This window comes from Amphibacillus sp. Q70, from assembly GCF_052055485.1.
In the GTDB taxonomy this organism is placed as follows: Bacteria; Bacillota; Bacilli; order Bacillales; family Amphibacillaceae; genus Amphibacillus.
The window spans coordinates 3,823,059-3,849,770 of the sequence record NZ_CP197171.1 but is presented as its reverse complement, the minus strand read 5'-3'; the positions used below and the strand labels follow the sequence as shown (position 1 = coordinate 3,849,770).

The following is a 26,712-nucleotide window of genomic DNA, read 5'->3' as shown; positions in this document are numbered from 1 at the left end:
ACACAGACAAAAATTTGTCTGTGTATTTTTTTGTAAAGTTCAAGGAACTGTTCTGACGAATATCGGTTCTAACAGATTGTTTTTAATTGATAACCGGGTATGATTATGAGGAAGTTCATGTTACCCGATAACCTTTTTAACGTTGCTACAAAAAAAATAGCAGTGAAACGCTACCCATTTACGATCGATATTACTTTATAAGATTTTTTTAAAAGATTTGTTCGTTCAAAGTTCATCATTGTATTAATCTTCGCTTGCTACATCAGCAATGAGATCATGTACCTGATCAAATGATTTGGTTTTAATATCTTCATCTACTTCTCGCTCGGTTCTTACCATTCCTCTACCTAGAATCATGCTTAAACTTTAAAGATTTGCATGGTTTTAGCAATATAATTTTCTTCAGTTAAATCTACATTAAAATGAAATCTAATTGTCAATGACGTTTGCTAGTCAGTGGTAAACAGTTATAGTATAATGTAGTTTGAATATAGTAGAAATGGGTGAGTCAAATTGCAACGTGTCACGAATTGCTTGATCATTAATAATCAAGAAGTCCTGTTATTGAAAAAACCACGTTATGGGTGGTATGCGATGCCAGGGGGAAAAATGGAAGCTGGCGAATCGATTCATGAATCTGTACTTAGAGAAGTGGAAGAAGAAACAGGATTAATAATTGATACCCCTCAATTATATAGTGTTGCTACAATGACAAAAGCCTCAGCTCAATCACCGAAAGATGAATGGCTGATGTTCACTTTTAAAACAGATAAGTTTTCAGGAGAGTTAGTTAATGAAACGCCTGAAGGTGAATTGGAATGGGTTCCAATCTCACAAATAGATCAAATTCCAACAGCACCGTGCGATCGGCTGATTCATCAGTATATATTAAAAAATGATAAGCATCTCTATGGAAGTTTTGCTTTAGGTGAGAATGATCAATTGATTAGTTATCGACTGAATGACAATTAATCAGGGAGGAAGTATGAAATGGTAGGAAGTCAAGAAACAAAGCTAGTGATTATAACAGGAATGTCTGGTGCCGGAAAGACAGTTGCCGTTCAAAGCTTTGAAGATTTAGGGTATTACTGTGTCGACAACTTACCACCAGCTTTATTGCCGAAATTTTTAGAGTTGATGAAGGATGCAAATAATACGATCAATAAAGTTGCACTGGTGATGGATTTACGGGGTAGAGAATTTTTTGATTCGTTATTTGATGCACTTGATAAATTGGCCGAATCAGATTGGTTAGAAGAGCATATTTTATTTTTAGATGCTCAGGATAAAATGCTTGTTTCAAGATATAAGGAAACAAGACGTAATCATCCACTGGCTCCAAAAGGATTAGCCTTGGAGGGTATTGCCCAAGAGCGCCAAATGTTAGCTGATTTACGCGGGCGAGCACAATTCTTTATTGATACAACAAACTTAAAACCCAAAGAATTAAGAGAAAAGATTATCAGTAAATATGGTGAAGAAAAGCAACGAATTTTTTCAATTCATATGTTATCCTTTGGCTTTAAATATGGGACACCGATTGATGCCGATCTTGTCTTTGATGTGCGATTTTTACCCAATCCGTATTATGTTGATCATTTAAAGCCACTAACAGGTTTGACAAAGGATGTTAGTGATTATGTCTTTAAATGGACGGAAACACAGAAATTTAATGAAAAATTATTAGATTTGTTAAGTTTTATGTTACCGCAATATAAAAAAGAAGGGAAATCTCAGCTCGTTGTTGCCATTGGCTGTACAGGTGGACAGCACCGTTCAGTTGCTTTAGCAGAGTATATCGCAAAGTATTTTTCAAATCAATATATTACTCATGTGTCGCACCGTGATATAGACAAAAGAAAGGGACATTAGGGGATGAAACCAAATCAAAAGAAGAAAGTAACCGTTATAGGTGGAGGGACAGGAATGCCCGTTCTTTTACGAGGATTAAAGCACTACCCGATTGATTTATCGGCTATCGTTACTGTTGCTGATGATGGCGGGAGCTCTGGGCGTTTAAGAACAGAGATGTCGATGCCCGCCCCGGGTGATATTCGAAATGTGATTGCAGCTTTAGCAGAGGTTGAACCCATGATGGAAGAGTTGTTTCAACATCGATTTACAAATGGAAATGGCTTAATGGGTCACTCGATGGGGAATTTATTTTTAGCTGCAATGACTGCTGTGACAGGTGATTTTTACACAGGTATAAAAGAAATTGCTCGTGTGTTTAAAGTGAAAGGTAGAATTTATCCAATTGCTAATCAAAATTTATTTTTAAATGCTGAGATGCTTGATGGAGAAATTATTGTTGGTGAGTCAAAAATACCCTTAGCAAATAAACGCATTAAACGTGTGTTTGTTGAGCCTAAATTTGTCGTTCCTTTGCCCGAAGCCATAACAGCTGTCAGAGAATCTGATCTCGTTGTTATATCACCAGGCAGCCTATACACGAGTACCTTACCCAATCTAGTTGTCCCACAAATTGCAAATGCACTTCGAGAAGCAGAGGGGAAAGTTGTTTATGTCTGTAATGTGATGACACAAGCTGGTGAAACATCTGGCTATACAGCAGCTGATCATGCTCAAGCGATTATTGACCATGTAGGAGAAGGCTGTCTTGATAAAATTATCGTTCATAATAAAGAAATTACTCAATCAGTTCAGCTGAAGTATGCAGAAGAAAATGCAGCTCCAGTTGAATATGACCGTGAACGTTTAGAACAATTGGATTTGGAAATTATTGAACGAGATATTATTGATGAACAACAGCAATTTTTACGTCATGATACAAAAAAAGTAGCCAAAATACTTTGTTCTTTAATTGGTATCGATCCGCAATAATCTGGAGGTGAGATAACCATGTCATTTGCATCTGAAATAAAAAAAGAAATGACTCAAATTGAAAATAAGAATTGCTGTCAAGAAGCTGAATTAGCTGCACTCATTCGAATGAATGGGGCGCTATCAATTGCAAAGTCTTCGTATATCTTAGATATTCAAACAGAGAACGCAGCGATCGCTAGACGAATTTATACATTGATCAAATCACTTTACCCATATCCGATTAAGTTACTTGTTCGAAAAAAAATGAAACTGAAAAAGAATAATGTTTATATTGCTCGGATTGAGGAAGGGACTAAGGATATTCTACAGAGTTTAAATATTTTAACAGAGCCCTTTACTTTTACTCAAACCATTTCGGAACAGTATTTAAAAAAGGATTGCTGTAAACGGGCCTATTTACGTGGAGCCTTTTTAGCTGGCGGTTCAATTAATAACCCTGAAACATCTTCATATCATTTGGAAATTTCTAATGTTTACCAGGAACACAATGATTCCCTATGTGAATTGATGAATACATTTGACCTTCGTGCTCGTATTTTGGAACGTCGAAATGGCTACATTACTTATATCAAAGAGGCAGAAAAAATTACTGAGTTTTTAAATTATACCGGTGCTCATCAAGCGCTCTTTAAATTTGAAGATGTTCGGATTATGCGCGATATGAGAAATTCTGTTAATCGATTAGTTAACTGTGAAACAGCCAATTTAAATAAAACAATTGGAGCGGCTTTTAGACAAGTGGAAAATATTAAATTAATTGATAAATTAGTAGGCTTGGAAACGTTACCTGATAAACTACAGGAAATTGCTAAGCTTAGAGTTGAGCATCAGGATGCTTCATTGAAGGAATTAGGCGAACTAGTTACAGGGGCGAAAATTAGCAAATCCGGCATCAATCATCGCTTGAAGAAAATTGATAAAATGGCTGATCAACTCAGACAAGAACATGGTCTTAACTTGGAAACTAAATAAAAAATGGTTTTATCACAGATAACCATCCGTAAAACTCGGGTTAACAACGGGTTTCGATGGGGCGAGTAATCGCACTAAGTCAGGCTACTTTAGTATTTACGAAGTTTCGTTTTATTAATTGTGTAACTCACTATTCAATGAATCGTTCGCTGCTTTTTTTGGATCATAATAGGATGTAAATTAACATATACTTGTATAGTTTATATTAAATGGTCTACACTGAGAGGAGCACATATGAGTGGTGGAAAAATCATTGGTTATAGAGGTTGAACCGGGTTTACAAGCTGATATCGCAACAAAATTTGTTCGAGAGGCTAATCGTTATACAGCAGAGATCTTTTTAGAGAAAAAAGGTCGACGCATTAATGCCAAAAGTATCATGGGTGTTTTAAGTTTGGCAATTACTAGTGGAGAAACAATTACTCTATTTAGTAAAGGACCAGACGATCAAGAAGCCATCAATGCTTTAACAACATTTTTAACAGAGTCAGAATAGTTTTATTTAAAATAAGTCATTGCTGATACAGATAATGACTTATTTTTTATTGATTAAATGTTTTTATCGATGATCATCAAGCTTAGTTTCTTTAGCTCGTACTGTATTTGCTCTATGGGTATTGTGTTAGTTATTCCATTTTCAATGAAATGTTCATTTCATCAGGTTGACAACTTTATTTGTCATCTGCTAGAATATGATTGACAAATAAAGTTGTCAAAATGACTTATAAGATTGTCTTTGGAGGTTCGATTTTATGCCGCTTTACAATCAATTAAAGGTCTACCGTGCAAAGTTAGGATTAAATCAAGCAGAAATGGGCAGATGTGTGGGTGTTTCAAGGCAAACTATTAGTTTAATTGAGCGGGGCGATTATTCACCTTCAGTTACACTTGCATTGAAACTTGCCAGCGTGTGCCAAGTAACTGTAGAGGACATTTTTAAATTTGAGGGGGATCAAGATGAATAAAAGCATACGTGATGTATTTAAATTACTATTCATATTATGTGGTGGAGTTATTGTAGGCTATGCAGCGTCTATGATCGTGTCTCATTTTTCAATTTTTACTGGTTTGAATTCATTAAACATTAATTTTCTAATTGAGCAAATTATTTGGCTTCAGGTAGCACTTGTATTTATTCTTTGTCTTCCTGCCATTCTAATGACTCAAAAAGCAAAACAGTTTTTAAAAGAAACAAATCAAAATCTTGATATTGAAGATGATTTTAAAGGGACAAAAGGTAGCCAAATCTTATTTCAAGCTATGATCTTCAACCGCTTGTATATTATATTAAGTTTCATGGCTTATGGGCTAGCAACAGACCCTCTTAATGATTATATATTGGGATCAACCCTTATTTTTATTGGTTTTATTTTTCTAAATGTAATAAATGAAGTTAGAATTATTCGTCTGGTTCAAATGCAGGATCCAATGAAAAAAGGTGATCCAACATCTATGAAATTTAACAAAGAATATTTTTCAAGCTTAGATGAGGCAGAGAAAAATCAAGTCTATCAAGCTGGTCATCATACATTTATGTTTATGGATATGGTGTTTATTGTATTAATTCCTGTTGCTTTTATTATAAAATTGATATTTGATATTGGAAATACGATGCTCTTAACTATTGGTTTGATTTGGCTTATTCAATCGATTGTCTATTTCTACTATTCAAAAAGAATTGTTTAAATATTAGAAATACGTTAAACTGAAACCATCCTTTCTCTCGTTTAGTAGTAAGATTTCTGTTTCAAGAAGTTGAGCAGAATCAAGATTTGTAAGTGAAGGGCAGCTGGCGATAAAGGCTTGATTTATTTAACGACCAGCTTTTTGAGAAAGTATTCCTACTTATATCCTTAGGTACTAGGTGGGACGAGTAACTGTATTAAGGAAGGAAGACTACGAAGCCTTTGCATTGCAAGAATAAGCGGCATTCTTATTCAGAGATATAATGTCAATCAGTCAGGGAAGACAAGGGGGCTTTGCATAAGTTGCTAATTTATTTTATCTGAAATTTGAGATAAATTTAATTGAAAGATAGATTCATAGCTATAAGAGGAATGGACAGGAGAGGAGTAAAACAATGACATTAAAAATTGAACATGTCACAAAACGATTTGGTAAATTTACCGCTGTTGATCAATTATCATTGGAAATTCCAGAAAAACAAATCTTTGGTTTTCTGGGGTCAAATGGAGCAGGTAAAACAACGACATTTCGGATGATTTTAGGCTTAATTGATGAAACAGAGGGTCAGATTACTTGGGAAGGTGAGCCCATTAATTATCAAAGAACAGATCAAATTGGCTACCTACCAGAGGAACGGGGATTATACCCAAAACTAACCGTCAAAGATCAAATTGTCTATTTAGGACGTTTAAGAGGAATGGATAAAAAAGATATTTTAGCTGAATTGGAAAAATGGTTAGAGCGATTTAATGTTCCGCAATATATTGACAAAAAAATTGAAGAGCTTTCAAAAGGAAATCAACAGAAAATTCAATTTATTTCTGCGGTTATTCATCAACCTAAATTATTAATCTTAGATGAGCCGTTTAGTGGCCTTGATCCTGTCAATGTTGAACAGATGAAAGAAGCAGTTGTTGAATTAAAACAAGCGGGAACAACGATTGTCTTCTCATCCCATCAGATGGATACGGTTGAGGAACTTTGTGAATATCTGTGTATTATGCAAGAAGGAAAGCCGGTTATTCAAGGTGGACTAAAAGAAGTTAAACGTTCATTTGGAAAACAAAATTTGTTTATTCATGCAGATTTTGATTTAACGTTTTTAAATGACTTTCCTGGTGTTGTTAGTCAAAAAATAACTTCTGAGGGTTGTAAGCTTCAAATTGAAAGTGAAGAGGTCGCGCAATCTATTTTAGAAGCCGTACATAAAAAAGGCTTGGTGCGGCGGTTTGCTTTGGAAGAACCTTCTTTGAATGATATTTTTATCGAGAAAGTAGGGAAGTCTTATGAATAAATTTTGGATTGTTTTATCTCATACTTATTTAACACGCTTTAAGTCAAAGTCATTCATCATTACGACAGCTCTATTTTTAGTTGTGATTATTGCCTTGGGGAATATCGATCAAATTATTCAATTATTTGATGGAGATCAACAGCCTGATCAAGTAGCAGTGATTGATGAGACAGATCAACTTTATCAGGGATTAACAGAGTATAGTGAACAAGGTGAATACGGCTTTGAACTGGTTGATTATCAAGGTACGCCTGCTGAAGCTGAGGAAGACATTTTGTCCGGGGACTTAAAAGGTGTCCTTCATATCGAGTCTGACCAGGAAAATTATTTTTCAGCCAATTATCATACCGATCAATTGATCAATCAAACGATTCAAAACCAGTTAATGAATGATTTACAACAATTAAAGGTTGCTTTAGCTACGGCTGATCAGGAGATTGACCAAGCTGTTCTTGAAGAAATTTACCAACCTATTTCATTTGAAACGGTTGCTGTCGAAATGGCTGATGGTACGACAGCCCGATCAGTAGAAGAAATTGGTGTTGCACGTGGGTTAGTCTATGTGATGTTATTTATCTTATATTTTGCTGTTATTCAATATGGGAACATGATTGCAATGGATGTGGCTAATGAAAAATCTTCTCGTGTGATGGAAATATTAATTTCAAGTTCATCACCTATCAGTCAAATGTTTGCCAAAATATTAGGGATTGCTTTACTTGGTTTAACACAAATTCTGCTATTTATTGGCGCTGGCTTTTATATTATTGAAAGTAGGCAAGACGAGTTTGTCGGCGAATTTTTTGAAGTCTTTGGATTTTCAGATGTTTCTATTTCAACATATATTTATGCGGTTGTTTTCTTTCTGCTAGGTTATTTACTTTATGCGACGTTGTCAGCTATGTTGGGTTCACTTGTTACTCGAATGGAAGATGTCGGGCAAATTATGTTACCTGTCATGCTATTAATTATTGGTGCTTTTATGATCTCAATGTTTGGAATTAATATGCCTGAAGCAGGAATAGTGACAGTAACTTCCTATATTCCATTTTTCTCACCACTTGTTATGTTCCTACGGGTGGGTTTATTAGAAATCCCATTTTGGGAAGTTGCCTTAAGCATTGGACTGTTAATCTTGACGATTCTTATCTTAGCCATTATTGGAGCAAGAGTTTATCGTGGTGGTGTCCTTATGTATGGTAGAAGTGCATCACTTAAAGATTTTAAACAAGCATTGCAACTATCAAAAAAAGAGTAGGTAAAGGTGGTTTATTTTTACTATCATCACTAACATCATATCTTTTCTGATCGTATTCATAACGATCGACGGACCCAATTTACAACTGCTATGTAAATTGGGTTTTGATTATTTTTGAATCGAACGTGCATTCGCTTGATAAATTTGATAAAATTAAAGAATAATGAAGTGGTAGAGGAGAAGAGCGATGTCAGAAAAAATAAAATTCATCCATAGTGCGGATCTGCATCTAGATAGTCCGTTTAAGGGGATGAGTACCTTACCCGATTCTCTTTACCAAGAGTTGAAAAACAGTACTTTTGCAGCTTTAGAGAATCTTGTTCAGCTTGCGATTGAAGAACGGGTTGATTTTGTTTTAATTGTTGGTGATCTTTTTGACCAATCAGTGAAAAGTATCTATGCAGAAATGCAATTTTTAATCGCTTGTCAGAAATTAAATAATGTAAATATTCCTGTCTATCTAAGCTATGGAAATCATGATTATCTTAAAGCAAATACCCGTGTACTTAATTATCCTAGCAATGTCCACATTTTCGAGTCCGATCAAGTAGAATGTAAGATTTTTAGTAAAAATGGTCAGCAACTTGTTGGAATAAATGGTTTTAGTTATTTGGAACGTGCTGTATTGGAAAATAAAACAGCAGATTATCAGCCAGATCAAGAGCTTCCCTATCAAATCGGGATGTTGCACGGAAGTATCAGTCAGTCTGCTGACCATGATTATTATGCGCCTTTTCACTTGAGTGATTTGCAAACAAAAAATATTGATTATTGGGCCTTAGGGCATATTCATAAGCGCACGATTTTACACCGTGAGCCCACCATTGTTTACCCAGGTAATACGCAAGGTCGTTCGAGCAAAGAGCTTGGAGAAAAAGGATGCTACTTAGTTGAACTTGATCCAATCGATACGAAATTAACATTTAAGCCATTACACGATATTCAATTTGAACAAATTACTATCGATATCAGTGATTGTGATCAACTTGATTTACTCTATGATAAAATCTCTGATCAATTAGCAAGATTAAAGGTGCCAAAGTCAATTATATTTCTAACATTAACAGATGCCCCTTCCAAACTAGTTTCTTTATATCATAAAGGAGAAATCAATGAGTTAATTGAGCTTCTGAATGAACAACAACAAGGAAAAGCGTCATGGACGTGGATTCAATCTGTGAAATTAGAGCAACAATCCCCATCTCGTGAAACAGGGTCCACAACGCATGATCCATTTATTAATCAATTGATAAATGGATTTGAAGACATAGATTGGCAAGAAGCAAGGCATGATTTATGGCAACATCGACAAGCGAAGCGATTTTTATCTGAACTGACTGAAGAAGAAAAAAGAAGTTTAGTTAACGAAGCAAGGGACCTAGCCTTATACCACTTAGTAGGGATGAATGATGATGAAGATAAATAATTTATATATTTACGATTTTGGTAAGTGGCAAAATAAAATGATTGACTTTAATCAACAATCATTGATCACAATCATTGGTAATAATGAAGCGGGAAAATCAACGCTACGTGGCTTTATTTTGTTTATGTTATTTGGTTTATCCCCACAACAAAGACAACCTTATTTACCAAAGCATGGCGGACAGCTTGGTGGGAAATTAGTTGTCACAACGGATGATGAAGAAACTTATACCATTGAAAGATTTCATGATCGCAACAATGGAGATGCCATTTGTTATGATCAAGCAGGGCAGAAATTACCGTCTGATTGGTTAACTCATCAACTTAATGGTGTTGATCGATCACTTTATAATAAAATATTTAACTTTGATGTTTTTTCATTACAAGTCGAAGGCGGGCTTTCCAGAGAACAATTGGGGCAAGTTTTATTAAGTGTTGGAATGACTGGATCTGATCGGATTTATCAAGCTGAACGACAATTAAATACATTTTTGCAATCCAAATTCAAGCCAAAAGGAACAAATCCAGAACTTAATCAAATTCTGAAACAATTGGTTGAAAAAGAACGACAATTAAAGCAACTTGATGATTCTATTCAAGTTTATGAGGAACATCAGCGATTAAGGTTAACTTACCAGAGTCAAATAAGAGAAAAGCAAAAAGAACTTGAGCAAGTAAACGAGCAATTTGTCTTATATAAAGAACAAGAGCGAATTTATCGATCGATTGAAGCGTACCATCTAATTGTTGAACAATTGAGTGAATTTCCTAAAGTGCTTTCTTTTCCAGAACAAGGGGAGGGACGTTACCAGCAGGTAAAAGAACAATTGCAGCCTCTTAAAGCTGACCAGCAAGTGGCTCAACAACAATTAGCTGATCTTGAAGAAGATTTAAGTCAAATAGAGGCAGAACTGTTGTCATCAACGGACAGGGAGCTGATTTTGGCAAGTCTTGAGCAAGCGGCTATCTATCAGGAACATAGTCATGAGAATAAACATTTACAACGACAAATTGATGAAAAGAATCAAGCGATTGAACAGCGAATCACTCAATTAAAACTAAATTTAACTGAAGCTGATATTGTTGAATTACCGATTAACTATACAACAAGTGAAATATGGCAGCAATTAGCTGATCAAAAAATAAGCTTAAATGATCAAATGCCTAATCTTGATCAATCACTTGATAAGTTAAAGGAAAATGAACAACAATTAGAAGTCAAGCTCAGTGGGTTGAAAGAAAAAACATTGGCTAAACTAGAAAAAGAGTCATTCGAGAAAGAACTTGAACAAATCGATAGAAGGTTTGATCAACAATCAGGCGTAAATGCCGATTACTTCATTCAGTTAAAAAAGCGAAATCGATACATAAACATGATTTCAATGGGTGTGATGATTGTCAGCTTAATTCTGATGATAAATGAACAGACCTGGTTCAATTGGATACTTTTTTTAACAGTCTTAATCGTAGGTAGCTTCTTTTTAGCTAAGCAAATAAAACTTAGGCGAAAACAGATCATTGTGGTAGATGAGTTGGCTGAGCAACAATTAGCTCAATTGATCAATAGAAGAGATGAATTAACCCAAAAAATAGCCCAACATGAAGAGCACCGAGATTCAGTTCTGATGATTGAGCAAGAGTTGAAGCAAAATAAAACGGAGCAGTTGAAATTGACAGAACAATTAGCTGTTTTAAAGATGACAGAACAAAGAACGGAACAAACGCTTATTGAACAGCAGACTTCTTTTCCTTTTTTAGCTCATATTTCAGTTAAATACTGGCCAGACTTAGCAAAACGGTTAAGTGAAATTATTGAATTAATCGGACAGCGTAAACAGCTAGTTGTTGAGCAAATCGATGAATTAGAATGGATGGCCTCATTTGAAGAGGATATACTAAATAAATTCAATGATTTTTTCAAACAGGATCAACTCACTTTTCAACAATTACTTAGACAACTACAGGATATATCCGTCCAACAAGACCATTTATTAGAACAAAAAGATAAGCTACAAAAACGGTTGAATGAGCAAGAAAAGAGCCTCACCCAAATTAAAGCTAAACGGGTTCCCTATCAAGAAGAAATGGACCAGTTGTTAGTATTTGCCGGAGTAGATACTGAGGAGCAATTTATTAAACGAGCTCGTCAATATGAACAATGGTATGCACTAAAAGAACAAAGAGAAGATTTAGCACGTCAAATTAAATTACATCTACCTGATCATCTTGTTACAGACATTTTATCAGGACATTATCTCTCAATCAGTGAACTTGAAGCAAAAATTAAAACGAACCAAGAAAAAATAACGGCAATCAACCAAGAATTAAAGGAATTATATCAAAAAGAAGCTGAGCAGCATGCCATTTTAAAGCAACAAGAACAATCGAAAAAAACCTTGAATCTTAAACACGATTATTATTTCGTTAAGGAGAAATTTAATGAAGAAGCCAAAAAATGGCTTACTTATCAACTTGCATTAAAACAGATTGAAAAAACAAAAGAAATATTTCAAACCTCATACCTACCTGTTGTTTTAGATAAGACAGCTAAACTTCTTGCTAAGATGACTAATCATCGATATGTTAAGGTTGAATTTGATCAAGAACAACAACAATTATATTTATTAACCGAAGATGGCGAACCTTATCAAGTAAATGAATTATCGCAAGGAACGTTAGATCAATTGTTTATTGCGATTCGACTAGCCATTAGTAGTTGGTTGGCTCAGCATATAAGTTTACCTTTTCTCATTGATGATGGATTTGTTCATTTTGATTCTCAGCGTCAGAAACAAGTGCACGAAATACTTGATGAATTAAAAGATCTCCATCAAGTTATTTATTTCACAAAAACACATAAAGGTTTTGTTCAAGATAAAAAAATAGATGGATATCACTTTATTAAATTATCTTAAATATGGTAGGATAGAATCGAATTTAGCTAAAATTATATAAATAATGATAGGGGAATGGTGGATGAAAGATCAGGAGAAATCAGAAGAGTGGTTGTTATATGAAGAAGCTATTGATCAATTCATTCAGATGATTGCCAAAAACATGAATCTGTATGATATTGCCCCCTCGGTTGGCCGACTATACGGCAAACTTTATTTTAATGAAGAACCGATGACATTAGATGATCTGAGAGACGCATTAGAAATGAGCAAAACGAGTATGTCAACAGGAGTTCGCACGTTACTAGAAATGAAAATGGTTGAGCCTGCTTTTCGTAAGGGAGTTAGAAAAGACTTATATCAATCAGAAGAGGATTGGTATCAATCTTTTACCACTTTATTTGGAAAGCGTTGGCGTCATTATACTGAGAAAAATATTGAAGAAGCGGAATTGACTATTGCAGAGATCGAACAATTATCTGAACAAACAAATGATCAATCATTGAAAAATAAAATATATTCAGATATCGAGCGTTTACGCTACGCTCAAAATTATTACCGTTGGCTGATGCGTTTTATTGAAGTGGTCGAGTCTGGGAAAATTTTTGAGTTTATACCAAAGGAAGAAGTTTAATTTAGTAATTTTTCCTAATCAGAAAAAATTAAAATAGACGGTAACAATGAATTTCTATAAATAATAAAATCTATAAATTGTATAATTTTTCTTGTTTTTATAATCATGAAAGTTGCTCGCAAATCGTAAAAGTTGCTCGCAAATCAGGAAAGTTAGTCAAAATCATAAAAAGGGCGCCGATTAGGCGGCCCTTTTTATTTTCCGAGCATAATTAGTTTAATCGATTGAACGAAAATATATTAATCAGCATTTTCGTAACGACTGTCTAGATAATCAACAATATGAATCAAATAACCTTCTAAGGTGAGCGGCTGTCTGACTGCAGAGCCCCATTCAGGTAAACCATGATGACATAATATACAATGGCTGATTTCATGAATCGTTTCAAGGTCTAACGAAATTTCAAATTGTTCGATTAATTTAGTAAAAAGTAAAAATCCATATGGAATATGTCCAATCATCACCCCTAATGAGTCCATGCTAATGCCAGCTTGTTTACGATTTGTTAAAATATCTTTGTTAGCTGTTGGGTAAAGAATATCAAAGGCTTGGTTTGTATTTCCGGCATGATCATATTCTAGTATTTTCCCAATATCATGAAATAGAATTGAAACAATCAATAGATTATAATTAGGTTTGTGTTCTTTAAATGCCATGGCTCCCTTGGTCATCGTATATAAATGATCTATCGTTTGTGACCAAGTTGAGTATTGGTTTGTCATCGAATCGTTTTTATAAGCAAGGTAGAGATCTTTTTTATAACTTTTTTCGACGAGCTGAATCAGGGTAATGATGGCTTCAATATGGCCCTTTTCCTCAGCCATAATGTAGCGGGCAATACGCATTAATCCGACTGTATGTTTTAATAGCCCACCTAAGTAATTGTGGTGATAGCCTTTAGCTGCCGGGGCAATGCTGAAGTCTGACCATAATAATTGTAAGGTTTTTTTTGCAAGTGATAAAAAAGGTTCGTCTAATTCATTCAGATAACTAAAGAGTTCGATAATTAAACTTGAGAAGTCTTCATCGGTATAGGGCAATAATGAAAAAGGATTAATCTCTTCCTCCACCTGTTGCAACCTATTCACTGTAAGAGACTTTTGGTTATTATAATCATCAACTACTGCTTCAACATCAAAAACTGAATATTGTTCGAGCAGTGGTAGAACTTTATTAATCATCCCTTGATTGTCCCACATCTTTGCTGAAATCATTCCGACATTATTACTGAAAGAAAGCCGTAAGTAGGGTTTGTTTGTTCGTGTTAGTTTGACTTCATAGTCATTTAGCAATAAACGTTGTTTAACCTGATTCCCAGCTGTTTGATCATTAATATTAAATGTACTTTGTCCACTAGGTAATTCAGGAGGTGGAAAATCGCGTAGTATTTGAGCGGCTTCTTCATCATTGATTTGAATTTGAATCGGAATATGATCAAAAAAATAAGTTAAATCAAATGTCATTTATCCCACTCCTTATTTCGGATTGTTCTCTTAATTTTAACCTATCTTTAACAAAATGCCTATCCATTAAAAAAAGAGATTACATTCTAATGATAAAAAGCATACCGATTCAAAACCGATATGCTTTACTCAGGTTAATTATTCAATTTCTGTATCCTCGTCCACCTCAGGAATCTCTTCAAAGTTGAAAAGATCTTCAAATTCCTCAATATTTACTTGGATGTTTGCATCTTCAAATAATTCTTGCATTTTATTCATAGCTTCTTCTTCATCAATTTGAGAGGCAGCAATTTCATTTCTTAGTGTTTCTCTCATATCTTTTAATGGTTCTATATCAGCCTCAGTTTCACGAATATCTGACACCGTGATGATATGCCAGCCTAAATCAGATTGTACCGGTTCACCAATTTCATCAGCACCCAAGCTATAGGCTTTATTTTCAAATTCAGGAACCATATCTCCTGTACTGAAATAGCCAAGTTCTCCACCTTCACTGCTTGAACCTGGATCAACCGAATATTCCTCAGCTAATTCAGCAAAGTCAGCTCCATCTAATAATTGTTCATAAAGATCATTAGCCAGTTCTTCGTCTTCTACTAAAATATGGCTAGCTTCAATCTCAGTAGCAAGGCGTTCATATCGTTGCTCAATTTCTTCATCAGTTACTTCAATATCTTCAGTAACCGCTTCTTGTTCAAGCATGTGTAGTCTTAATGCCGTACGGTACTCTTCTTCAGTTTGAAAACCACTTTGTTGAAGAACCATTTCAAAGGATTCACCATACTGCTCTTTTATCATATTCACTTGTTCATCAACGAAGTCTTCATCAATTTCATATTTATCTTCTAGGATTGAAGAATAAACCATACTATGTAGAACCGATTCACCAGATGTTTCCACTAATTCCTGATAAAATTCTTCCTTAGTAATATCACCTTGATCCATTTCCACAACAACTTCAGAATCACCAGATGAACAGGCAGATAAACCAATAACACCTGTTGCTATTGTTGCAATAATTGCTAACTTCTTCATTTTGTAACACTCCCACTTTAATAAGACAAATGCGTCTAAAATTTTTATTCCCAATTGCTAATATACCATAAATTAAGCTGAAATAAATCATCAACAATTAAAATTACATTGTTTTTACTTAATAATAATGGATTCGCCCATGCCAAAATTTTATGTAAACATATGATGATAGTGAAAATGTGGAGGAGGTTAAAAAAATGAGTCATCAATCTGGTTATGGTGGTTTCGCGTTTATTGTTGTCTTATTTATTTTATTAGTCATTGTAGGAGCTGCTTGGTGTTAAATTGCCCAGCTGTTTCGAAAAATAAATTGACAACTTAATCGATCCAACGAAAAGAGCTGATCTTTAGCAAAGGCGTTTGTGTAAAATGCCTTTGCTAATCTTGATCAGCTTTTTTAATGCAATTATATTTTAAGTATCGATCATATGATCCAGTTTATTGCTAGTTTAATCTAAATTCTTTTCTGAGTTTGTTTTTCTATCTCTTTGAAAGTTTCCTCAATTAATGAATGAAATTTGATCATTTTTTTTATTCGATCTTCTATTAAATCTCCTTGAGAACGTTGATTTGCTTTTTCCCTGATTTGATTTATCGTCTGTTTTTGAAGATTGATGTGTCCCATCCATCTCCCTAAATAACCTTGCATGAAGCGCTGATAGAGATCATCGTCAGCTGTATAAAGGTTTTTTCTTACTCCTTTTTTCCAAACTTGTTTGACTAAATTTAAATCAAATAAATTACGAATACCAGTATTAACTGAGGTTTTACTTTTTTCTGTTACTTGGCTCATTTCATCCAAAGTCATAGGTTGATGATTTAAATAGAGGATTGTAAATAGTCGTGCATCCGTAGGTGATATGTCAAACATTTCAATTGTTTTTGAAAACTCATGAATCAGTTCGTCTGTGATGGTTTTCTCTAAAGTCATCAGGCCGCCACTCCTTTCTGAAACGAAATATACCGCTACAAAATAGCATATACAATATGATTAAAAAATTAAAATGGGATATCTAACTGTTATTTGGAGGATACTGAAGCTATTTTAAGAAAAAACATAATAAAGTTTGTTCAGTTTAAACTGTACGTAAAATTTGTACGAAATTAAACGAATTCGTTGTTTGAATGTTCAAACCGGAAAAGGGTATAGTATTACAGTAACTGATTTTGCGTGAATGATGTTTTAGAAAAATATGATCGTAGAATTTAGCCATTTTGCAATAGTTTTATATTGATTGAACAAGAGAGGTGAATGATATGGCGGTTATTGAAGTGGACAAAATAACCAAAGTGTTTGGGAAACAACGAAAACAAGCACTGCAGCTTTTGGATAAAGGAAAAACAAAAGCAGAGATTTTAAAAGAGACAGGTTGTACGATAGGGGTGAACCAAGCCTCTTTTTCGGTAGAAGCTGGGGAAACATTTGTGATCATGGGATTATCTGGTAGTGGTAAATCCACACTTGTCCGCATGCTGAACCGTTTAATTGAAGCCACTTCAGGTGAAGTTAGGCTGGAAGATGAAAATGTAACAAAAATGAACAAAGAGCAACTTCGTGAGATGCGTAGAAAAAAAATGAGCATGGTTTTTCAAAATTTTGCCCTACTCCCGCATAAAACGATTTTGCGTAATACAGAGTATGGATTAGAAATTCAAGGCATTGACAAAGAAGAACGTGAGAAAAAGGCACGTGAAGCATTGGAATTAGTTGGTTTGGGAGATTATTTAGAACAATACCCAAATGAACTTTCTGGTGGTATGCAGCAGCGTGTTGGTTTAGCACGGGCATTGGCTAATGATCCAGATATTTTATTGATGGATGAGGCATTTAGTGCACTTGACCCGTTAATTCGTAAAGATATGCAGGACGAATTAATGGATTTACAACAATCCGTGCAAAAAACGATTATTTTTATCACACACGATTTAGATGAGGCCCTACGAATTGGTGATAGAATTGCACTCATGAAAGATGGAAGTATTGTTCAAATAGGAACAGCAGAGGAAATTCTAATGAATCCGGCGAATGATTATGTCGAACGATTCGTAGAAGATATCGATCTTTCAAAAGTACTGACGGCAAACCATATTATGAAACGACCAGAAACTGTGGTGGTAGATAAAGGACCCAAAGTAGCATTAAGATTGATGGCGAAATATGGCGTTTCTACTATTTATGTGGTAGATAAGAAAAGAAAATTCCTCGGCTATATTACTGCAGATCAAGCAGATGCGGCTGTTAAAGAGGATAAACAGATTTCAGATGTCATGGTAACTGATGTACCAACCGTCAACCCGGATACGTTATTGACAGATTCTTTCGAACCAATGGCTGATCATAAAGCACCACTTTCTGTAGTAGACGATGCTGGTAGATTAGTTGGTATTATAGTAAGAGGTTCCGTTATCGGTGCACTTGCTGGTAATGATAAAGTGCTAAACGGAAACGGGGAGGTGAAGGCAAATGGATAAGGCGGATGGTGCACTATTTCCAAAATTGCCTTTAGATCAGTGGATAGAAAAGTTTGAAGACTTATTAACCACTTATTTATCGGGTTTATTTGATATTATTACAGATGCAATCGAATTTGTTACAGAAGGCTTTGTTTCGTTATTGGAATTGATACCGGCACTTGTATTAATTATAATTGTTGCTCTATTAGCGTGGTGGGTTGTCAACTGGAAACTAGGGCTGTTTGCTCTACTTGGTTTAGGACTAATAAACAATTTAGGTTATTGGCCTGAGACATTAGAAACAGTGTCATTGGTCATCGTTTCCGTTGTTATATCGATGATTATCGGGATCCCAATTGGTATTTGGATGTCACAAAAAGGTCTCGTTCAGTCGATCATCACACCTATTCTTGACTTTATGCAGACGATGCCAGCCTTTGTTTACTTAATTCCGGCAGTGGTTTTCTTCAGTCTAGGTATGGTACCAGGTGTTGTAGCTACGATTATCTTTTCCATGCCACCAACCGTGAGAATGACTAATCTTGGGATTAGACAAGTCAATCCAGAATTGATTGAAGCGGCTGATGCCTTTGGATCAACAACATGGCAACGATTGGGTAAAGTACAAATACCACTTGCCACATCAACGATTATGGCAGGAATTAACCAGACGATTATGTTGTCCTTATCCATGGTTGTTATTGCTTCGATGGTAGGTGCTCCTGGACTTGGAGTAGTTGTATACCGAGCCGTTACCCAGGTAAACATTGGACCTGGATTTGAAGGTGGTCTATCACTTGTCATTTTAGCGATGTTATTGGATCGCTTTACACAAGGATTTAATAAGAAATAGTTAGTTTAAAGATTTTTTGGGTCACCCCAAAAAATCTTAACTATAAATAATATTTTTGAAGGGGGACATTCTTAATGATTAAGAACGTCAAATTATTTAGTTTTATCTCAGTGCTTGCGCTGGTTATGTTATTAGCAGCCTGTGGAGGTGGCGATGAAGATGGTGCTGGCTCTGAAGATAATGGAGGCGACAGTGACGGCACAGAGCTTGGTGAAACGAGTCTTACTGTTCCATATGTTGCTTGGGCAGGCGCACTTGCACGTACACCATTGGTAAAACAGGTACTTGAGGAAGTTGGTTATGATGTAAATGACACGCAGGTAGAAGCAGGCGCGATGTGGTCAAGTGTTGCTAGTGGTGATGCTGCTTTTATGACAGCATCATGGTTGCCGGCTACACACCAATCTTATTGGGAACAATATGAAGATGATGTAGAGGTACTTGGTAATTTCGTAGATCAAGCACCATTAGCTTTAACTGTTCCGTCTTATATGGAAGATGTAAACTCGATTGAGGATCTTCAAGGAAATGAGGAACTGGGTGAATCTGTCGATTGGACGATTACAGGTATTGACTCTGGTGCGGGTATTATGCAGAATACTGAAACAGCTCTTGAAGAATATGATTTAGATAATTGGACGCTTCAATCAAGTTCTGAAGCGGCAATGCTTTCTGAATTACAATCAAGAATGGCTGATGAGGAACCAATTATTGTGCCACTTTGGCAACCCCATTGGGCATTTGCTGAATTGGATCTAAAAATGTTAGAAGATCCACTAGAAATCTATGGTGGTGACGGTGATGAAATCGGTGCTGTAGCAAGCACGACTTTTGCAGAAGACTCACCTGCCGCATATGAAGTGATGCAACGTTTCTTAGAAGATTATGATCAAGAAATGGAAAATGAATTACTTGTAGCTATAAATGATGGCGCAAGTGAGGAAGATGCAGCCAGCCAGTTCCTTGAAGACAATCCAGATCTTCTTGAGAAATGGACAGAAGGCTTAGGCGAATAATTATCTAAAGCTTACCCGTTTTTCTGGTAAGAGGATGGCTTCCCTTTCAGTAGACCAATGGTTTGCTTGAAGGGAAGTTTTTATTTTGGGATTAGACCGATAAAGCGGGATCTCAAACGGATGATTATCTATAATAAAAAAGAAAAGGAGCTATACATGAGCCCCCTCTTCTTTAAGTTATTTTTTATTCCGCAGTTTTTGTTTGATCTTCCAATTCTTTTAATCGTTCTTCAATTTGAGCCAAATAAAGTTGAATATTTTTTTGGTGTGGTTCAATTGTTGTTTTCCAGCTTTCCAATGAATCTTTAACATCAACTGAAAGTTCTTTAATCAATTTGGCTCCTTCTTTTGAGGTGTTAATAATTTGTTCGGAAAGTTCTTTACCATTTTCCTTTACAGCCTCAAGCGATAGTTTAACATCTTCTGCTTGATTCCTAATATCAGCACGAGTTTCTTTACCGGATTTGGGTGCATTCAATAAGGTGACAGCCGCACTTACCACGCCTCCTGCAAGCAGTCCAAGTAACAATGATTTACTTTTAGACATTTTAACACTCCTTTCTACTCATTCCTACTTACTATTATCTTCTCTTTAATTCACTGAGTCAAACCAAAAAATGTTTAAAAAATAAAAAAAGACCGTTCAATAGGATAAAGGGGCAATTATTTTTCAGAGTAACACCTTTATCGCAATTATTGAACAGTCTTTACTTTTAGATATATTTGATTAAGCAAATTTAAAATTAGAACGTTGTAAGATCGATTGAATAATAGGGTACAATATAATCGTAAAAACAACATTAAATAGGACAGCAGGTAAAACGACAGCGGCAAACATAGGGATAAATGACCCCCCCATTAAACCAACAACATAAAGTGCCATAATTAAAAATGTTGTTCCACTGATAATTGTTCCCATTGTAATTAGAACGGGTGTTGTTATTTTTTGATTTAAATGCTTTGGTACTAGCAATAACAAAGCAAAAAAGATAAATGCTGTGATTGGCTTTTCAACCATGTTAGATATTTGACCACCTGGCGCAGTCGTTGTTAAAGCAGAAATAACACCTGTTGCTATGCTTAAAATTAAGACATAATTTGCTTTCGGAAACAGCATAATCCCTAGAAACATCATAGGCAACATAATATCCGGCTTCATTCCAAATAAAATTGGTGGTGCAATCATGTGAAGAACAGCACCTATTCCCATAAATAATGCTAATAATACTAAGTCTTTTGTTCTCATACTCTTCTCTCCTCAACTAAACTATTTTTGCTTCCATTTGTGCACTGATTGCCAAATGCGAAGGTTTTATTCAGTATATCATATTGAATTGAAATGTAAATACTAAATATTCTGAGAAATTGAATTTGCTATTTCAGCTAAATCATTGGCACTATAATCATCAGGGTGTGTGATCCAAGTTGGATTGAACCCATCAGTTTGATCATATCTTGGAATAAGGTGAAGGTGTAAATGAAAGACTGATTGACCGGCTAATTCCCCCGTATTGCTTAATATATTTATACCTTTTGGTTTGAAACTTTTTTCAATAGCTGTACTTATTTTAGGAACACGAGCAAACAATTGACTTGCAATCTCTTCATTTGTTTGATAAATATCCTTTACGTGCGCTTTAGGAATAACGAGTGTATGACCTTTTGTGACTTGACTAATATCAAGAAAAGCATACACATCTGCATCTTCATATACTTTGGCTGATGGAATATCACCAGCAATAATTTGGCAAAAAATACAGTCCTTATCCGTTGACATAGCTCTCACTCCCATTTAAATTTGCTTCTATCTTACCATTAATACATCATTGTTAGCAAAAAACAACTAAGTATACCAGTTTGCATTCAGTTTAAATAATGGTAAAATTTATATATCATTCATAGCTTATAAAAAAAGATTCGAAATATAAAAAGCTTTAGGAGGACGTAGGATGCCAGGCTTATTACAGATTGAAAATCTTAAGGGTGGTTATACACATAAAGATGTTTTGCACGGATTATCATTCGAAGTCAATCCAGGTGAAATGGTTGGTTTGATTGGTTTAAATGGTGCGGGAAAGAGTACAACGATTAAACATATCATTGGTTTAATGGAGGCACGAGCTGGTGCTATTAAATTATCAGGTCGTACAAGTCAACAAGATACAGATTATTATCGTAAACAGTTTGGCTATATCCCAGAAACACCACTGTTATATGAGGAATTAACCTTGTATGAACATTTGAAAATGACAGCAATGGCTTATGAATTAGATCAGGCAACTTTTGAACAGAGATTGCCTCGATTGTTAAAAGCTTTTCGATTAGAAAAGCAAATCAATTGGTTCCCGATTCATTTCTCAAAAGGGATGAAGCAGAAAGTTATGATTATGTGTGCTTTTCTAATTGAACCTCCTCTATATATTGTTGATGAGCCATTTGTTGGCTTAGATCCGCTTGGTATCCGTGCCTTTTTAGATACGATGGTTGAACAGAAAGAAAGAGGGGCAGGTATTCTGATGTCGACACATATCTTAGCTACTGCTGAGCGTTATTGTGATCGATTAATTATTTTGCATGAAGGTGAGATTAGGGCGTCAGGCACGATTGAACAGCTAAGGGATCAGTTTAAGATGCCAGCGGGCACATTAGATGATCTTTATATTCGGCTAACAAAGGAAGGTTAAGAGATGATGGATAGCAAAGTATTATTTAAAGAGCGGTTCAAAGGCCATTTAAAAGAGACGATGCGTTATTTTCAGTATATTTTAAATGGGCATATTGCCATTGCGATTCTGTTTCTAATTGGTGCAGGGGCTGTTTTTTATCAGCAGTTTTTAGCTGAATTACCAGATCACTTTCCTACGGATTGGATTGTCAGTTTAATATTCAGTCTGGTTGCACTTTATAACCCCATACAAAACTTACTAAAGGAAGCGGACCTTGTCTTTCTATTGCCTGCTGAAAAGCGATTAACAAGCTACTTTAACTACACTTTATGGTATAGCTTTCTGACGCAGCTTTATTTAGTCGTGTTAGTAGCAGCTATATTAGCACCACTTTATCAAGCAAGCTACCCGAATCAAAGTTATCTCTCGCTTGTTTTTATATTAATTATATTTAAAGGTTGGCACTTTTTACTGAATTGGTGGATGTTAAGAATTAGAAACAGGGCCATTCATTGGCGTGACAAACCCATTCGCTATTTCATTCAACTTATTATTTTTTATAGTTTTATTAACGGTTATTTATTGATCTCAGGTCTAGCAATGCTTGTTTTGTTTGGTTTTGTTTTTTATGGTTATTACTTTAGTCATCAATATGCCCTAGCCTGGGATCAGTTAATTGAAAAAGATCAACAAAGAATGCAGAGTTTTTATCGTTTAGCCAGCATGTTTACTGATGTGCCACATTTCAAGGCGACGATAAAAAAACGACGTCTACTTGTTAAATGGATTACCCAAAAAATCTCATTTGAACAGAAGTATACCTACCATTTCTTATATCGAATTACTTTTATTCGATCGGCGGATTATTTCGGGCTTTACTTCCGTTTAACAATCATCGCAAGTCTTTTGCTAGCTTATTTTAATCACATTATTATGGTACTTTGCTTAGTGTTGCTATTTTTATTTTTGACAGGGGTCCAACTCATGCCCCTTTGGTACCATCATCGAACCAATGTCTGGGAGGACATTTACCCAGTCAAACAGGCAGATCGACAACGAGCGATGATTAAACTGATTGAACAATTACTAGTTGGGCAGTTGCTTGTTTTTGCCCCTGTTTTATGGATAACAAGTGATGGTTGGCAAGCTATTTTAACTGTCTTGTTAGGAAGTGTTTTTATTATCGGTTTCGGTCGGATTTACGTTGTTGGGAAAATCAATCCTTAGAGAATAAACTTTAAAAAACTTGATCTTTATCAAGGTTTGAAGGCAATACTCTAGATATAATGTAATTAACATTATATAAAGGAGAGATAAATGATGACAACAGCCAAATTTCAATTAGAACCCCTTTCATGTCCATCATGTATTAGAAAAATTGAGACAACTTTAACTAAAATGGATGGTGTGAAAGAGGTGTCAGTACTATTTAATTCAAGTAAGGTAAAAGTCACTTATGATCAAGAACAAGCATCTTCAGATCAATTAAAAGAAACTATTGAAAAGTTAGGCTACCCAGTACTTAGTTAATCATTAGAAAAACGCGGTTCAACAGTCGAAAGCATTCGATTGATGAATCGCGTTTTTTATTTTAAGGTAAGAAAATTCTTGTTTATTTTTAAAAAATGAAAAACTCCAACTTAAGACTGAGATAAAACCATGCTTACGGTTGTTTCAGTAAATGATATAATTAGTATAATAGATATAGCATTAAAAAAAGAATAGAACGACACTAAAAAAAGAAAGGGAGAATAAGAATGGGAAGTCGTTTTTTTCGTACTATTATAGCAATATTTATCATTTTAGTAGGTGTTATTCTTGTCTTAGAGAATCTTGATATTGTGACATGGTCAATCGGCGATTGGTGGTATTATATTTATCCAAGTTTCTTTATCTTGATAGGATTGAAATGGATCTATCAAGCTTTTAAAGGCTTTAATGGTTATGGTACACCATTATTTTTAATTATTTTTGGTTCACTTTTGTTAGCCGATCGATTTAATTACCTTACTTTTGGTTTTTGGGATATTTATAAACTTTGGCCGCTCATTCTCATTTTTATTGGTCTTTATTTTTTAGGCATCCCACAGAGAAGAAGGTTTAAAGTTTTTAGTGATACGAATGATTCAGAGACATATTCAAATAGATGGAAGAAGCGTGACAAGGTTATTATTGGTGATTACAACTACAATACGACCAATTGGAAAGTTGAACCAATTGATATTTGGAATGCAGTTGGTGATCATACGATGGATTTTACCAAAGCATTTATTCCAGATGAAAATACACCGATTACGATTCATGGTTTAGCTGGAGATATCAATATTATTTTACCCGATCATGTTGATTTTTCAATTCGCGCTACGGTTCATGCAGGTGAAATTGTTTTATTAGATCAGACAACTCAGGGAATCAATAGAGTGTTAACTTATCAAACAGCTGATTATGAAACAGCTACGCGCAAGCTAACATTTAATTTAAAATTAAATGCAGGTTCAATTAGGGTGGATCGTATTTAAGGAAGGTGGTTGACTTGTTTAAAAAACTGAATTCAATTCGGTATTCGTACATTCAAGCACAATTATCAACAGTTTTTTTTGTTTCGATTACCATACTTATTGCTTTAACAATTGTTGATATCACTATAGATCCAGACTGGCTCGATCAAGTCAATATTGTTTTGTTTTCATTTATTCACTTCTTAGTTGGTTCTTTATATGCTATCTTAATTGGTTTTAGATCAAGTGGTAAATTGAAATCACAAATTGATGACCTCTCGGTAATGATTATGCAATTATCACGTGGTAATTATTCGTCTCGCTTTCGTCTTGAAGAACCTGGAGAGGTGTCTAGAATTGGAACAGAGCTAAATGAATTAGCTCAAAAATTAGATGACCAAGTTCATTATTTGCAACGATTAGCAGATGAGAAAGCGGCTTATGCTGAGAGGGCGCATAAGATTGCAACTATTGAAGAGCGGCAACGCTTAGCACGTGATCTACATGACTCTGTTAGTCAACAGCTTTTTGCCTTGACAATGATGTCAAAAGCAGTTGTGCGCGGAATTGAAAGGCATCCAGAAAAGGTACAACAACAAGTTGCCGATCTTGCGGAGACTGCAATGAAGGCTCAAACAGAAATGCGTGCACTTTTATTACATTTACGACCGATTCATTTGTCTGATCAATCATTGAGTGATGGTATTCATAATTTAATTGCTGAATTAAAAACAAAAAGTGAGATTGATTTTCAAGTAAATATTGATCAAGTCAATAAGTTACCACGGTTTACAGAGGAGCATATTTTTCGTATTATTCAAGAGGGCTTGTCGAATACATTGCGTCATGCAGATGCAACAAAGGTTAAAATTGTCCTCAGCCATGAACCGGAACATCTTTTTGTTCATTTGGCTGATAATGGTAAGGGCTTTGATTGGACTTTGGCGGATCAAAAGAAAACGTCCTATGGCTTAAAAACGATGCGAGAACGTAGTGAAGAAATAGGTGGACAATTTAACTTAAGAACAAAGAAAGGGGATGGAACATACATAGATATTCGTGTTCCTTTTCCAAGACAGGAGGCTGACACATGATTCGGATTGTTGTCGTTGATGATCATGATGTGGTCAGGAAAGGTGTTATTGCTTATTTAGAAACTGAAGATGATTTTGAAGTGGTTGGTGAGGCAAGCAGTGGTGACGAAAGTGTTGATATTGTTTTAGAACGAAAGCCGGATGTTGTGCTAATGGATTTAATTATGGAAAATGGTAACGGTATTGAGGCGACCAAACAAATTAAGGCCATTTTCCCTGCTTGCAAAGTGATTGTTTTAACAAGCTATTATGATGATAAACAAATTTTCCCTGTTTTAGAAGCCGGTGCTTTCAGTTATTTATTAAAAACAGCTTCAGCTGAAGAAATTGTGACCGCTATTAAAAAAGCTCACCATGGAGAGAATGTTATTGAGCCAAAGGTTGCTCATAAGGTGATGACCCATTTTCAAGGAAAACAATCAACTTTACATGATCAGCTTACGGAAAGAGAGCTTGAAGTGTTGATTTGCCTGGCTAATGGCGCAACCAATCAAGAAATTGCCGATCAGTTATTTATCGGGATAAAAACGGTGAAAACACATGTGAGTAATATTCTGAGAAAGTTAGATGTTCATGATCGGACACAAGCAGCTGTTTATGCTCATCGTCATCATTTACTATAA

Annotated in this window: 28 protein-coding genes; 22 read left to right on the top strand and 6 right to left on the bottom strand. The window is 35.2% G+C overall.

The annotated features are described in order from the left end of the window. Positions 1-513: 513 nt before the first annotated feature. From ACS127_RS17550 to ACS127_RS17495, 12 genes are all read left to right on the top strand, one after another. Entirely contained in the window at positions 514-972 is a 459-nt protein-coding gene (locus ACS127_RS17550) for an 8-oxo-dGTP diphosphatase (protein ID WP_440896304.1), read from the top strand. An 18-nt stretch (positions 973-990) separates the two neighbouring features. Further along, entirely contained in the window at positions 991-1,872 is an 882-nt protein-coding gene (gene rapZ / locus ACS127_RS17545; RefSeq protein WP_440896303.1) for an RNase adapter RapZ, read from the top strand. Positions 1,873-1,875: 3 nt separating this feature from the next. Next, the gene (locus tag ACS127_RS17540) at positions 1,876-2,844 is read left to right on the top strand and encodes a gluconeogenesis factor YvcK family protein (protein ID WP_440896302.1); all 969 of its coding nucleotides are present in this window, start codon (positions 1,876-1,878) and stop codon (positions 2,842-2,844) included. Between the two features lie 18 nt (positions 2,845-2,862). Next, complete coding sequence (gene whiA / locus ACS127_RS17535; protein WP_440896301.1) at positions 2,863-3,819, top strand: DNA-binding protein WhiA; 957 nt, start codon at positions 2,863-2,865, stop codon at positions 3,817-3,819. A gap of 238 nt (positions 3,820-4,057) precedes the next feature. Next, positions 4,058-4,315, top strand: coding sequence for an HPr family phosphocarrier protein (locus tag ACS127_RS17530; RefSeq protein WP_440896300.1), 258 nt, complete (start codon positions 4,058-4,060; stop codon positions 4,313-4,315). A 256-nt stretch (positions 4,316-4,571) separates the two neighbouring features. Beyond that, positions 4,572-4,784, top strand: a complete 213-nt coding sequence (locus ACS127_RS17525; RefSeq protein WP_440896299.1) for a helix-turn-helix transcriptional regulator — start codon at positions 4,572-4,574, stop codon at positions 4,782-4,784. Further along, positions 4,777-5,505, top strand: coding sequence for a DUF3169 family protein (locus tag ACS127_RS17520; protein ID WP_440896298.1), 729 nt, complete (start codon positions 4,777-4,779; stop codon positions 5,503-5,505). Before ACS127_RS17525 ends, ACS127_RS17520 begins: the two co-directional genes overlap by 8 nt. A 394-nt stretch (positions 5,506-5,899) precedes the next feature. Then, the gene (locus ACS127_RS17515) at positions 5,900-6,799 is read left to right on the top strand and encodes an ABC transporter ATP-binding protein (protein ID WP_440896297.1); all 900 of its coding nucleotides are present in this window, start codon (positions 5,900-5,902) and stop codon (positions 6,797-6,799) included. Further along, positions 6,792-8,057, top strand: a complete 1,266-nt coding sequence (locus ACS127_RS17510; RefSeq protein ID WP_440896296.1) for an ABC transporter permease — start codon at positions 6,792-6,794, stop codon at positions 8,055-8,057. The genes ACS127_RS17515 and ACS127_RS17510 overlap by 8 nt, the downstream gene beginning before the upstream one ends. Before the next feature lie 187 nt (positions 8,058-8,244). After that, positions 8,245-9,483 (top strand): metallophosphoesterase family protein, encoded by a 1,239-nt coding sequence (locus ACS127_RS17505; RefSeq protein WP_440896295.1) that lies wholly within the window; start codon positions 8,245-8,247, stop codon positions 9,481-9,483. Continuing rightward, on the top strand, positions 9,470-12,397 hold the full coding sequence (locus ACS127_RS17500; RefSeq protein WP_440896294.1) for an AAA family ATPase: 2,928 nt from the start codon (positions 9,470-9,472) through the stop codon (positions 12,395-12,397). The genes ACS127_RS17505 and ACS127_RS17500 overlap by 14 nt, the downstream gene beginning before the upstream one ends. Positions 12,398-12,458: 61 nt before the next feature. After that, complete coding sequence (locus ACS127_RS17495; protein ID WP_440896293.1) at positions 12,459-13,010, top strand: GbsR/MarR family transcriptional regulator; 552 nt, start codon at positions 12,459-12,461, stop codon at positions 13,008-13,010. Positions 13,011-13,249: 239 nt separating this feature from the next. Here the strand turns inward: ACS127_RS17495 and ACS127_RS17490 are convergent, their stop codons facing one another. Beyond that, positions 13,250-14,473: an HD domain-containing protein gene (locus ACS127_RS17490; RefSeq protein ID WP_440896292.1), complete on the bottom strand. Its 1,224-nt coding sequence runs from the start codon at positions 14,471-14,473 to the stop codon at positions 13,250-13,252. A gap of 138 nt (positions 14,474-14,611) precedes the next feature. Further along, on the bottom strand, positions 14,612-15,508 hold the full coding sequence (locus ACS127_RS17485; protein ID WP_440896291.1) for a peptidylprolyl isomerase: 897 nt from the start codon (positions 15,506-15,508) through the stop codon (positions 14,612-14,614). Positions 15,509-15,705: 197 nt separating this feature from the next. Here ACS127_RS17485 and ACS127_RS17480 point away from each other — a divergent pair, with 197 nt between their 5' ends. Next, positions 15,706-15,792, top strand: coding sequence for a YjcZ family sporulation protein (locus ACS127_RS17480; RefSeq protein ID WP_440898174.1), 87 nt, complete (start codon positions 15,706-15,708; stop codon positions 15,790-15,792). 170 nt (positions 15,793-15,962) lie between these two features. Here the strand turns inward: ACS127_RS17480 and ACS127_RS17475 are convergent, their stop codons facing one another. Next, positions 15,963-16,439: a GbsR/MarR family transcriptional regulator gene (locus ACS127_RS17475; protein WP_440896290.1), complete on the bottom strand. Its 477-nt coding sequence runs from the start codon at positions 16,437-16,439 to the stop codon at positions 15,963-15,965. Positions 16,440-16,765: 326 nt separating this feature from the next. On the opposite strand from ACS127_RS17475, the gene ACS127_RS17470 reads away from it, so the two are divergent. The 3 genes from ACS127_RS17470 to ACS127_RS17460 all read left to right on the top strand — a co-directional run bounded on the left by ACS127_RS17470 (position 16,766) and on the right by ACS127_RS17460 (position 19,831). Continuing rightward, positions 16,766-17,980 carry a quaternary amine ABC transporter ATP-binding protein gene (locus ACS127_RS17470; RefSeq protein ID WP_440896289.1) on the top strand — a complete coding sequence of 405 codons (1,215 nt, stop codon included), beginning with the start codon at positions 16,766-16,768 and terminating at the stop codon, positions 17,978-17,980. Beyond that, a complete protein-coding gene (locus ACS127_RS17465; protein WP_440896288.1) occupies positions 17,973-18,815 on the top strand; it encodes an ABC transporter permease in 843 nt (280 codons plus the stop codon). The genes ACS127_RS17470 and ACS127_RS17465 overlap by 8 nt, the downstream gene beginning before the upstream one ends. Positions 18,816-18,889: 74 nt before the next feature. Next, positions 18,890-19,831, top strand: a complete 942-nt coding sequence (locus ACS127_RS17460) for a glycine betaine ABC transporter substrate-binding protein (protein ID WP_440896287.1) — start codon at positions 18,890-18,892, stop codon at positions 19,829-19,831. Between the two features lie 184 nt (positions 19,832-20,015). Here the strand turns inward: ACS127_RS17460 and ACS127_RS17455 are convergent, their stop codons facing one another. From ACS127_RS17455 to ACS127_RS17445, 3 genes are all read right to left on the bottom strand, one after another. Next, complete coding sequence (locus ACS127_RS17455; RefSeq protein ID WP_440896286.1) at positions 20,016-20,378, bottom strand: YtxH domain-containing protein; 363 nt, start codon at positions 20,376-20,378, stop codon at positions 20,016-20,018. A 180-nt stretch (positions 20,379-20,558) separates the two neighbouring features. Next, positions 20,559-21,077: a tryptophan transporter gene (locus ACS127_RS17450; protein ID WP_440896285.1), complete on the bottom strand. Its 519-nt coding sequence runs from the start codon at positions 21,075-21,077 to the stop codon at positions 20,559-20,561. 102 nt (positions 21,078-21,179) lie between these two features. Next, positions 21,180-21,608 carry an HIT family protein gene (locus tag ACS127_RS17445; RefSeq protein ID WP_440896284.1) on the bottom strand — a complete coding sequence of 143 codons (429 nt, stop codon included), beginning with the start codon at positions 21,606-21,608 and terminating at the stop codon, positions 21,180-21,182. A gap of 172 nt (positions 21,609-21,780) precedes the next feature. Here ACS127_RS17445 and ACS127_RS17440 point away from each other — a divergent pair, with 172 nt between their 5' ends. From ACS127_RS17440 to ACS127_RS17415, 6 genes are all read left to right on the top strand, one after another. Next, complete coding sequence (locus ACS127_RS17440) at positions 21,781-22,515, top strand: ABC transporter ATP-binding protein (protein WP_440896283.1); 735 nt, start codon at positions 21,781-21,783, stop codon at positions 22,513-22,515. A 3-nt stretch (positions 22,516-22,518) separates the two neighbouring features. Next, positions 22,519-23,724 carry an ABC transporter permease gene (locus ACS127_RS17435; protein WP_440896282.1) on the top strand — a complete coding sequence of 402 codons (1,206 nt, stop codon included), beginning with the start codon at positions 22,519-22,521 and terminating at the stop codon, positions 23,722-23,724. 93 nt (positions 23,725-23,817) lie between these two features. Then, entirely contained in the window at positions 23,818-24,027 is a 210-nt protein-coding gene (locus ACS127_RS17430) for a heavy-metal-associated domain-containing protein (RefSeq protein ID WP_440896281.1), read from the top strand. A gap of 227 nt (positions 24,028-24,254) precedes the next feature. After that, entirely contained in the window at positions 24,255-25,016 is a 762-nt protein-coding gene (gene liaF, locus ACS127_RS17425; protein ID WP_440896280.1) for a cell wall-active antibiotics response protein LiaF, read from the top strand. A gap of 14 nt (positions 25,017-25,030) precedes the next feature. Beyond that, positions 25,031-26,089: a histidine kinase gene (locus ACS127_RS17420; protein ID WP_440896279.1), complete on the top strand. Its 1,059-nt coding sequence runs from the start codon at positions 25,031-25,033 to the stop codon at positions 26,087-26,089. After that, positions 26,086-26,712: a response regulator gene (locus tag ACS127_RS17415; protein ID WP_440896278.1), complete on the top strand. Its 627-nt coding sequence runs from the start codon at positions 26,086-26,088 to the stop codon at positions 26,710-26,712. The genes ACS127_RS17420 and ACS127_RS17415 overlap by 4 nt, the downstream gene beginning before the upstream one ends.